Annotated in this window: 11 protein-coding genes; 2 read left to right on the top strand and 9 right to left on the bottom strand. The window is 70.8% G+C overall.

Going from position 1 to position 10,336, the window contains the following annotated elements:
* Positions 1–104: 104 nt before the first annotated feature.
* From ACIRA5_RS42070 to ACIRA5_RS42035, 8 genes are all read right to left on the bottom strand, one after another.
* Positions 105–1,781 carry a long-chain fatty acid--CoA ligase gene (locus ACIRA5_RS42070; protein ID WP_403700360.1) on the bottom strand — a complete coding sequence of 559 codons (1,677 nt, stop codon included), beginning with the start codon at positions 1,779–1,781 and terminating at the stop codon, positions 105–107.
* Positions 1,782–1,929: 148 nt separating this feature from the next.
* Positions 1,930–2,475, bottom strand: coding sequence for a SigE family RNA polymerase sigma factor (locus ACIRA5_RS42065; RefSeq protein ID WP_095853762.1), 546 nt, complete (start codon positions 2,473–2,475; stop codon positions 1,930–1,932).
* A 272-nt stretch (positions 2,476–2,747) separates the two neighbouring features.
* Positions 2,748–3,917 carry a lipid-transfer protein gene (locus tag ACIRA5_RS42060; protein ID WP_403700357.1) on the bottom strand — a complete coding sequence of 390 codons (1,170 nt, stop codon included), beginning with the start codon at positions 3,915–3,917 and terminating at the stop codon, positions 2,748–2,750.
* Positions 3,914–4,309: a MaoC family dehydratase gene (locus ACIRA5_RS42055; protein ID WP_403700436.1), complete on the bottom strand. Its 396-nt coding sequence runs from the start codon at positions 4,307–4,309 to the stop codon at positions 3,914–3,916. The genes ACIRA5_RS42060 and ACIRA5_RS42055 overlap by 4 nt, the downstream gene beginning before the upstream one ends.
* A 92-nt stretch (positions 4,310–4,401) precedes the next feature.
* Positions 4,402–5,433: an acyl-CoA dehydrogenase family protein gene (locus tag ACIRA5_RS42050; RefSeq protein WP_403700354.1), complete on the bottom strand. Its 1,032-nt coding sequence runs from the start codon at positions 5,431–5,433 to the stop codon at positions 4,402–4,404.
* A 1-nt stretch (position 5,434) separates the two neighbouring features.
* Positions 5,435–6,364 (bottom strand): bifunctional MaoC family dehydratase N-terminal/OB-fold nucleic acid binding domain-containing protein, encoded by a 930-nt coding sequence (locus ACIRA5_RS42045; protein WP_403700351.1) that lies wholly within the window; start codon positions 6,362–6,364, stop codon positions 5,435–5,437.
* Positions 6,361–7,524 carry an acyl-CoA dehydrogenase family protein gene (locus ACIRA5_RS42040; RefSeq protein WP_403700348.1) on the bottom strand — a complete coding sequence of 388 codons (1,164 nt, stop codon included), beginning with the start codon at positions 7,522–7,524 and terminating at the stop codon, positions 6,361–6,363. Before ACIRA5_RS42040 ends, ACIRA5_RS42045 begins: the two co-directional genes overlap by 4 nt.
* A gap of 270 nt (positions 7,525–7,794) precedes the next feature.
* Entirely contained in the window at positions 7,795–8,100 is a 306-nt protein-coding gene (locus tag ACIRA5_RS42035; RefSeq protein ID WP_403700345.1) for a hypothetical protein, read from the bottom strand.
* 361 nt (positions 8,101–8,461) lie between these two features.
* On the opposite strand from ACIRA5_RS42035, the gene ACIRA5_RS42030 reads away from it, so the two are divergent.
* Complete coding sequence (locus ACIRA5_RS42030; protein WP_403700342.1) at positions 8,462–9,382, top strand: bifunctional DNA primase/polymerase; 921 nt, start codon at positions 8,462–8,464, stop codon at positions 9,380–9,382.
* Between the two features lie 10 nt (positions 9,383–9,392).
* On the top strand, positions 9,393–9,824 hold the full coding sequence (locus tag ACIRA5_RS42025) for a hypothetical protein (protein ID WP_403700340.1): 432 nt from the start codon (positions 9,393–9,395) through the stop codon (positions 9,822–9,824).
* Positions 9,825–9,890: 66 nt separating this feature from the next.
* Here ACIRA5_RS42025 and ACIRA5_RS42020 read toward each other — a convergent pair.
* A partial coding sequence (locus tag ACIRA5_RS42020) for a tetratricopeptide repeat protein (RefSeq protein WP_403700337.1) occupies positions 9,891–10,336 on the bottom strand: 446 nt, incomplete at its 5' end.

The following is a 10,336-nucleotide window of genomic DNA, read 5'->3' as shown; positions in this document are numbered from 1 at the left end:
GGGCCTGCTGACCTGCTGGCCTCGAACTGGGTTCCCACATACGACGGTTGGGGTGCTGTTTCACGTGAAACAGCACCCCAACCGTCATTCTGCCGCCGAGGACCTCAGAGCTGGGTGACGTCCAGCGTGCCCTCCGCGTACTGCCTGCGCAGCACCTTCTTGTCGAACTTGCCGACGCTCGTCTTCGGGACCGCCTCGATGATCGTCCAGCGCTCGGGAAGCTGCCACCTGGCGATCTTGCCCTCCTCGGCGAGGAAGGTGCGCAGCGACGCGAAGTCGGCGGTGGCGCCCTCCCTCAGGACGACCGTGGCGAGGGGGCGCTCGCCCCACTTGTCGTCGGGGACGGCGACGACGGCGGCCTCGGCGACGGCTGGGTGCGACATCAGCGCGTTCTCCAGGTCGACGGAGGAGATCCACTCGCCGCCCGACTTGATGACGTCCTTGGCGCGGTCGGTGAGGGTCAGGAAGCCATCGTGGCTGATCGTGCCGACGTCACCGGTCTTGAGCCAGCCGTCCGCACTGAACTTGTCGGCGGGGCGCACCGGTTCGGTGCCCTGGCCGCCGTAGTACGCGCCCGCGATCCAGGGGCCGCGCACCTCCAGCTCGCCCGCGGACTCGCCGTCCCAGGGGAGGCGTTCGCCGCTGGGGCCGGAGAGCCGGGCCTCCACGCCGGTCGGGAAGCGGCCCTGGGTGAGGCGGTACGCGAACTCCTCGTCCGTGCCGACGACGCTGGCCGGCGGCCGGGCGATCGTGCCCAGCGGGGAGGTCTCCGTCATGCCCCAGGCGTGGCAGACGCGCATGCCCAGCTTGTCGAAGGCCTCCATGAGGGAGGGCGGGCAGGCCGAGCCGCCGATGGTGACCTGGGTGAGCGAGGAGACGTCCCGGGGCTTGGCGTGCAGTTCGCCGAGCAGGCCCTGCCAGATGGTGGGGACGGCCGCGGCGTGCGTCGGCCGCTCGGACTCGATCATCTCGGCGAGCGGCGCGGGCTGGAGGAAACGGTCCGGCATGAGGAGGTTGACGCCGGTCATGAACGTGGCGTGCGGCAGGCCCCAGGCGTTGACGTGGAACTGGGGGACCACCACGAGCGAGGTGTCCTGGTCGGTGAGCCCCATCGACTGGGCCATGTTGACCTGCATGGAGTGCAGGTAGATCGAACGGTGGGAGTAGATGACGCCCTTGGGGTCGCCGGTGGTGCCGGAGGTGTAACACATGGCCGCGGCGGCACGCTCGTCCAGCTCCGGCCAGTCGTACGTGGTCGGCTTGCCCGCGATCAACTCGTCGTACTCGTGCACCTGGACGCTCGCGCCCTCGAGCAGCGAACGGTCACCGGGGCCCGAGACGACCACGTGCTCGACCGTCGGCAGATGGGGGAGCAGCGGCGCGAGCAGCGGGAGCAGCGAGCCGTTGGCGATGATCACGCGGTCGGCCGCGTGGTTGACGATGAAGACGAGTTGCTCCGCGGGGAGGCGGAGGTTGAGCGTGTGCAGGACCGCGCCCATGGAGGGGATCCCGAAGTACGCCTCGACATGCTCGGCGTTGTTCCACATCAACGTCGCCACACGGTCGTCGTCCTCGACACCGAGCTCCTCGCGCAGCGCGTGCGCGAGTTGGGCGGCCCGGTCGCCGATCTCGGCATAGGAACGGCGCTGCGGCTCTCCCTCACCCGTCCAGGTGATCACCTGCGAGGTGCCATGGATGGCCGACCCGTGGGTCAGGATCCTCGAGATCAGCAGCGGTACGTCCTGCATCGTGCTCAGCACGGCGTCCTCCCGGGGCGACATTGCCTACGAGGCGGTAAGGGATGCGCTGATTCTGCGCACATACCACGTGGTATGTCACTAGCTCCGGACGATCGATCAGGTCACAGGGGTCGTTCGGCTCGGACGGGAACTTTTCCGCAGGGGCCGTTCGGCCCACATCTGCCGAAGGTCAGCGCACGGGTTCCAGCTCCGGGTCCTCGCGCAGCTTGCCCAACGCCCGTGACACCGCCGACTTGACCGTGCCGACGGAGACACCGAGCACCTCCGCGGTCTGTGCCTCGCTCAGGTCCTCGTAGTACCGCAGGACGACCATGGCCCGCTGCCGTGCCGGGAGCTTCATGATCGCGCGCCACATCGCGTCGTGCAGCGCCTGCTGCTCGGCCGGGTCCCCGGCCGGGACGTCCTCCGGCTCCGGGAGCTCGTCGCACACGAACTCGTCGACCTTGCGCTTGCGCCACTGCGAGGTCCGGGTGTTCAGCAGCGCACGCCGTACATAGCCGTCGAGCGCGCGGTGGTCCTCGATCCGCTCCCACGCGACGTAGGTCTTGGTCAGCGCGGTCTGCAGCAGGTCCTCGGCGTCGCTCGGGTTCGCGGTCAGCGAGCGGGCGGTACGCAGCAGCACCGGCTGGCGGGCCTTCATGTACGACGAGAACGACGGGTACGGAAGGGTCCGTGTCCCGCCGTTCGAACCGCTGGTGCAGACGAGTGAGGTCATGGCTCCACGCTAGGAGTGACCCCTACCTTTTCGGATCGGCCGCAGGTCCCGAAGAGGTGTCCCCCTCAGGTTGTAGGAGGGGGGCTGGCCCCACCTCCTGAGGGTGGACGAGCGGCGCCCGCACCCTGAGGGTTCACCCCTGACAGACCCATACGGCCGTAGTACAGCGGCTGCCGCCGTACCACCCGGGATGTCCCCGAGGGGCTCCGTGACGCGGGGCGACAGGGGAGAACGGGGCGAGCGGGGAGAGCGGCGCGAGCCCGACAGCGTGCTCATCCCCCGTCCGCCCCCAGGATCAACCCCGACGTGGGGACCCCGGTGCCCGCAGTGACCAGGGTGCGACCGGCGCCCGGTATCTGGTTCACGGACGTGCCGCGCAGCTGGCGTACGGCCTCCGCCACCCCGTTCATCCCGTGCAGATACGCCTCCCCGAGTTGCCCCCCGTGGGTGTTCAGCGGAAGCCGCTCCTCGGCGACGAAGTCCGCGGCCTCCCCCGGCTTGCAGAACCCGAACTCCTCCAGCTGCATCAGCACGAACGGCGTGAAGTGGTCGTACAGGATGCCCACGTCGATGTCCGTAGGGGTCAGCCCCGAGGTCCGCCACAACTGACGCGCCACGACCCCCATCTCCGGCAGCCCGGTCAGCTCGTCCCGGTAGAAACTCGTCATCTGTTCCTGCGCCCGGCCCGCGCCCTGGGCCGCCGCCGTGATCACCGCGGGCGGATGCGGCAGCTCCCGGGCACGCTCCACGGAGGTGACGACCAACGCCTGGCCGCCGTCCGTCTCCTGGCAGCAGTCCAGCAGCCGCAGCGGCTCCACGATCCATCGCGAGGCCGCGTGTTCGGCGAGGGTGATCGGTCTGCCGTGGAAGTACGCCGCCGGGTTCGTCGCCGCGTACCTACGGTCCACCACGGCGACGTGACCGAAGGCCTCGGGCGTCAGTCCGTAGGTGTGCAGATACCGCTGGGCCGCCATCGCCACCCAGGACGCCGGGGTGAGCAGCCCGAACGGCAGGGCCCAGCCCAGCGCGACACCCTCGGCCGACGGCTCCCGCTGCTGCACCCCCGCTCCGAATCTCCGCCCCGACCGCTCGTTGAACGCCCGGTAGCAGACGACGACCTCGGCCACCCCGGTCGCCACCGCGAGCGCCGCCTGCTGGACGGTCGCGCAGGCCGCACCGCCTCCGTAGTGCACCCGGGAGAAGAAGGACAGCTCGCCGATCCCGGCCGCCTGGGCGACGGTGATCTCCGGGCTGGTGTCCATGGTGAACGTGACCATCCCGTCCACCTCGGCCGGTGTCAGCCCCGCATCGTCGAGCGCCGCCCGCACCGCCTCCGCGGCGAGCGTCAGCTCGCTGCGCCCGGAGTCCTTGGAGAACTCGGTGGCCCCGATGCCGACGATCGCCGCCCGGCCGCCGAGCCGGTCCCTCGTGCGTACGCTCACGAGGCACCGCCGGGCGGCAGGGTGACCGTCACGGTCCCGGTCACATGTCTGCCGATGCCGTTCGCCCCGACGACGCGCACGGTCACGGTGTCGCCCTCGACCTCTTCGACCCTGCCGGTCACCACCATCGTGTCGCCGGGGTAGTTGGGCGCTCCCAGCCGTATGGCGACCTTGCGGAGGACGGCGTCCGGTCCGAAGTGGTCCGTGATGTACCGCCCGACGAGGCCGTTGGTGGTCAGGATGTTCATGAAGACGTCGGGGGAGCCCCTGTGCCGTGCCAGCTCGGCGTCGTGGTGCACGTCCTGGTAGTCCCGGGACGCGATCGCCCCGGCCACGATCAGCGTGCGCGTGATCTCGATCTCCAGCGGCGGCAGCTCGTCGCCGGCCCGCACCCGCTCGCCCTCCCCGGCCCGCACGCACTCGCCCTCTCCGACCCACACGCGCTCGTCCTCTCCGCCCCGCACGCGCTCCCCTTCCCCGACCCTCATGTCTCCTCCTCCCCGCTCGCGATCAGCTCCCCCAGTTCCTGGAGGACTTCGCTCCCGCATCCCAGGTACGCGTCCAGCTGCCGCCCCCACAGGAAGTGCCGGTGCACCGGGTGCTCCAGGTCGGCGCCCGTGCCTCCGTGCAGATGCTGGCCCGCGTGAACGACCCGCTGACCCGCCTCGGACGCCCACCAGGCCGCGGTCAGCGCGTGTGTCGCGTACGCGAGCCCCTCGTCGCGCCGCCACGCCGCCTCGTACGCCGTCACCCGTATCGCCTCGGTGTCCATGTACGCGTCCGCGGCCCGGAGTTGGACACCCTGCTTGGCGGCGAGCGGACGTCCGAACTGCTCGCGTGTGTTGGTGTGCTCCACGGCTCGTGCCAGCGACCCGGCGCACACCCCGGCCTGCAGCCCGGCGAAGGCCGTCCGGGCGGTGGCGAGCACGTCGTCGCAGGCGTCCGCCCCGCCCACCGGCTCACCCGGCGTCCCGTCGAGCGTCAGCCGCCCCGCCGCCCAGGGCGCCGTCAGCTCGACCGGCGCGCACCGCGCGTCGGCGGTCCGCACGAGCCACAACCGGCGCCGGTCGTCCGCTACGAGCACATGGGTGGCGTCCCGCAGCCACGGCACCACGGGGACGACTCCGCTCAAGCGCCCCGCCGCGTCCGCCCGAACGCCTCCCGGCTCGAAGACCGCCCCGCACACCACCGCCGTCCCGTCGCCGATCCCCGGCAGCAGCCGCTCCCGCTGCTCCGGTGAGCCGTGGGCGGACACCGCCAGCAGCCCGTACACACAGCTCGCCGCGAACGGCACCTGGGCCGTGGTCCGCCCCTGTTCCTCCAGAAGCAGCACCAGGCCGAGGAGCCCCGTGTCCGCGACGGCCGCCACCAGCCCGGCCGCGCACAGCGCCTTCCATGTCTCGGCGTCGCTACCGGTGCCGGCCGCGGCGAGCCGCTCCGGGGTGGAGAGGTCGCCGAAGATCCGCGCGGCCAGGTCGCGGGCGGCCGCCTGCTCCTCGGTGGGCGTGAAGTCCATGTCAGCGTCCCCCCTCCGCACCGGCGCGGAAGACCGGCAGCACCAGCTCCTCGTCGTAGCGCTCGAACCGGAGCCGCACGGGCATCCCGATCCGCACCTTGTCGTACGGCACCCCGATGACGTTGCTGACGATCCGGACGCCCTCGGCGAGCTCGATCAGGCCCACGGCGTAGGGAGGGTCGAAGGCGGGGAACGGCGGGTGGTGCATGACGACGTGCGAGAAGACCGTCCCGTCTCCGCTCGCCTCGACCGTGTCCCACTGCGGGGAGCCGCACGCGCCGCACCCAGGCAGCCAGGGAAACCGCAGCGTCCCACAGCCGCCGCACCGCTGGATCAGCAGCTCGTGCCGGCCGACGCCCTCCCAGAACCCGGCGTTGTCCCGGTTGACGACCGGTCGCGGCCGGGCCGCCTTGGACTTGGTGCGCGCCGGGGCGTACTTGAGGATCCGGAACCGGTGCGTTCCCGCCGGCTCCCCGTTCGCCCGTACGTCCATCCGTGTCGTGACGAAGTGCCCGGTGCCCAGCTTGGTGGTCTTGCGCTCGGAGACCGACTCGATCACCGCGTCGTAGGTGATCACGTCGCCGGGCCGCAGCGGGCGCAGATACTCCTGCTCGCAGTCGGTGGCGACCACGGAGGTGCAGCCGGCCTCGTCGAGCAGGCCGAGCAGCTCGTCGTACGCGTCCGCGCGGCCTTCGTGCCCGGACAGACCGCCCATCGTCCACGCCTGGAGCATGGTGGGCGGCGCCACGGCGTCTGGACCCATGTACGCCGCGTTGGTGTCGCCCATCGCCTCGCACCAGTGCCGGATCATCGGTTCGTTGACCGGGTCCTTGCCCACGCCCGCGACGGCGGCCGCACGCCCTTCGTACGCCTTGAGCCGCGCCTCGTACGTCGTGAGCCGCGCCGCCGGCTCGGCCACCTCGTCGCTCACCGCCGCCCCCTCGTCATCCCGAGCCGCATGGTCGCCACGATCTCCCGCTGCACCTCGCTCACTCCGCCCCCGAACGTGTTGATCTGCGCCGCTCTGTTCATCCGCTCCAGCTCGCCGTCCCCGAACACACCCGGCGAACCGGAGCGCACCAGCGCCTGCGCACCCACGACTTCCTGACACATTCGGTACGAAGCGACCGCCGATTCCGTTCCCGCGACCTTCACGCCGCTCGCGTCGCCCGGGGCCAGTCGGCCGGCCCCGACATCCCCCACCAAACGCCAGTTGAGCAGGCGTGATGCCGCCAGCCGCGCATGCACCTCGGCCAGCCGAAAACGCACCCAGGGCTCGTCAACCCGACGCCGCCCCGTCACCGGATCGGGGGTGCGCGCCGCTCGCAGCGCGGCCGCGTAGAAGTCCTCGGCCTGCATGCCGATCGCGGCGAGGGCGACCCGCTCGTGGTTGAGCTGGTCGGTGATGAGCTCCCAGCCGCCGTTCTCCTCGCCGACGAGGTTCGAGGAGGGGACGCGGATGCCGTCGTAGTACGTGGCCGTGGTGGTCAGCCCGCCCACCGTCTCGATCGGTGTCCACGAGAAGCCCGGCGCGTCCGTGGGCACGAGGACGATCGAGATGCCCCGGTGCTTGGGCGCGTCGGGGTCGGTGCGGCAGGCGAGCCAGATCCAGTCGGCGTGCTGGGCGTTGGAGGTGAAGATCTTCTGCCCGTCGATCAGCCAGGACTCGCCCTCCCGCACGGCGCGGGTGCGCAGCGAGGCCAGGTCCGTGCCCGCCGAGGGCTCCGAGTACCCGATCGCGAAGACGAGGTCGCCCCTGAGGACGCGCGGCAGGAAGTACTCCTTCTGCGCCTCGCTCCCGTACTTCATGAGGGTCGGTCCAACGGTGTTCAGCGTGACCATCGACACCGGCGCTCCGGCCCGGTACGCCTCGTCGAAGAACACGAACTGCTCGTCGGCTCCGCGCCCTTGGCCCCCGTACGCGACGGGCCAGCCGATCCCGAGCAGTCCGTCGGCACCGATGCGGCGCAGCAGCGCGCGCTGCCTGCCGGGGTCGTCGGCGGGCGGGGGACCGTCGGGCATCAGGTCCCGGAAGTACGTACGCAGTTCGGCGCGCAGCCGTTGCTGGCGCTCGGTGGGGGCGAGGTGCACGGCGGCGGCCCTCCCGGACCTCGTACGAACAAGGTTTTCTGACTGTCCGTCAGATCTCGGGAGCTGTCAAGGTCACGACGTGACCGCCGGGAAGGTCACGACGGGACCATCGAGGACGACAGCCGGCGGCGCAGCTCCTCGGACACACGGAAACGTCTGCGCGACGACACCGAAGTGCCGTCGCGCAGACGCGTTACCACCCCACAAGAGCACCCCACACGGTGCTTCCGGGCCGACGAGCCCGTCGAGAGCGGGCGAATCGGCCCCGGCTCACCAGAGGTTGGTGAAGTTGACGACGGCGTTCGACTGGTCGATGGCCGTGAACGCGGAGCCGTTGACCTGAGCCGTGTTGCTCTGGTTCGAGGCCCCGGAGCCGACCGCCTGCTGCTGCGTGGTCGAGGAGTTGCCGCTGTTGTTGTGTCCGACCCCGCTGCCGCTGACGGTCGCCACGCCCGCGTTCGATCCGTTGTCCGCGAAAGCGCCGTTGTCCGCCGTGGCCACACCCGCGAAGAGGGCGGCGGCGAGGGGCAGAGCCGAGACGGCGGCGAGAACACGGGCGGTACGGATGCTTGCCATGTGAATTCCTCCAAGAACCGGATGTACGGACCGGCGCGAACCGGGAATTACTGCTCGTTCCAAGGCGGTTGGCCGACCGCCCCGGCGCTGATCACGACGTCGCGACTCCAGAGTTGCCCACCGAATCCCCGGCGAACCACCCCGGAAGCCGTGATTCGCCCTCAAGCGTGAGTACATGTCGATAAACCCTCTTCATGACAAGAAACCCCAGCTCAGACCGGATCGGACAGCTCGATCCCGGGCGCCCCAAGGGGGGAACCGTTCCGCCACTTTTTGGCCAATCACTCCTAAATCCCCTTCCCGGCATCCCCGGGTCCAGCAAGCCCTTCCCTTTTTCGAACACTCGTACGAACATGGATGCATGGCCACCATCGACCGGCAGGCCACGACCCTGGCCCTGGCCCACGCCCTGTCCGCCGCCGAACGCGGCCTCGCGGTGATCCCGCTGTCCCGCACGAAGCTCCCGGCCCTGCGCTCCCCCCACCGCGACGACCCCGATCCCGACCCGACGTCCCCTCCCTGCCACGGCGAATGCGGCCGCTTCGGACACGGCGTGTACGACGCCTCAATCGACCCCCGCCGCATCCGCGCGCTCTTCGCCGCCGCCCCCTGGGCGACCGGCTACGGCATCGCCTGCGGCCTCGACCCGCACCGCCTCATCGGCATCGACCTCGACACCAAATCCGGTACGGACTCTTCGGCCGCCCTGCGCGAACTGGCCCTGCGCCACCTGTTCACGATCCCGGAGACGGTGGTCGTGCTGACCCCGAGCGGCGGCCGCCACCTCTGGCTGACCGGACCGCCCGACGTGGTCGTCCCCAACTCGGCGAGCCGACTGGCCCCGGGCATCGACATCCGCGGCGCCGGCGGCTACCTCGTCGGCCCCGGCTCCCGCACCGAGCACGGCGTGTACGGAACGGCCCCGGGCACCGCCCAGTTGGCGCCCGCGCCCTGTCCGCGTGAACTCCTGCGCCTGCTCACGCCCCCGCCCCGCACACACCACCGCGCGCCCCCTGCGACCGGCCAACACGGCCAGGGGCTGGTCCAGTTCGTGCTCGCCGCCCACGAGGGCCAGCGCAACACCCGCCTCTTCTGGGCCGCCTGCCGCGCCTACGAGAACGGCATCGGCCCGGAACTGACCACCGCACTCGTCGAGGCCGCCGTCCGCACCGGCCTCACCGAACGCGAGGCCCGCTCGACGATCGCCTCGGCGTCCCGGATGACGTTCCCGCGCCCCGGGCCACCGGAAAACGGAACGACACCACGAACCGCCCGTCCCTAGGCTGCGCGCCATGGCACTGACCCGCATGACCCTCACCTCGGGCAGAACCGTCGAGATATCCGACCTGCGTCTCACCTCGACCTACGGCGGAATGCTCGAGGGCTACCCCTTCAAGCGCTGGAACGACGGCATCATCGACCGCCTGGCCCGACGTACCGCGACGGCATTCCCCAACACCCCGACACACCTCGTCACACCCCACCGAGACCATCCGGACGTGCCCGCCGGCGGCTTCGGCCCGGTCGAACTGCTCCCCGCCGTGACCTGCGTCGGCCTCTTCCTCTCCAGTGCGGTCGATCCCGCCGTCGACGCCGTCCTCCATCGCTCGGCCCTCGCGGTCGCGTGGTTCCAGGCCACCCCCGACATCCCGTCCGGCCACACCGCCGATCCGGCCCTGCGCGCCATCCCCTGGGAGGAAGCCGCCCAGGACTTCGAACTGTGAGCCGTCGCGGAGAACCCCTGAGAGCGCGTGTGTCCAGCCTGGCGGGCTAGCAGGTCAGAGGCTGGGTCACAGGCGCAACGAGCTGGCCTCATCCGGTTGCTCGGGAGGGTCTGACGGGAGCTGACGGCCAGGGACGGTTGCTGGGGTTGCAGCATCTGGTTGCTGTACGGTCTCGACAGCTTTGCGGGCACCGGCGAGGTTGTTGCGGCTGGTCAGGGTGTCGGGGTGGGTGTCGCCCAGCACCTGCTCCCGGTGGTCAAGGGTGGCCTCGTACAGCGCGATGGCACGATCCAAATCCCCTACATCCTCGTAGGCAATGGCGAGGTTGTTGCGGCTGGTCAACGTGCGAGGGTGGGTGTCGCCGAGTACCTGCTCGCGCTGAGTGAGGGTGGACTCGAAGAGCGGGATGGCCCGCTCCAGGTCCCCCGCCGCCCGGTACGCGCCAGCGAGGTTGTTGCGGCTGATCAGGGTGTCGGGGTGGGTGTCGCCCAGCACCTGCTCGCGCTGACTGA

It is taken from the genome of Streptomyces sp. NPDC096311 (assembly GCF_044763085.1).
In the GTDB taxonomy this organism is placed as follows: Bacteria; Actinomycetota; Actinomycetes; order Streptomycetales; family Streptomycetaceae; genus Streptomyces.
Note: the sequence above shows the minus strand (reverse complement) of the source record. Positions and strands in the feature narration are given on the sequence as shown.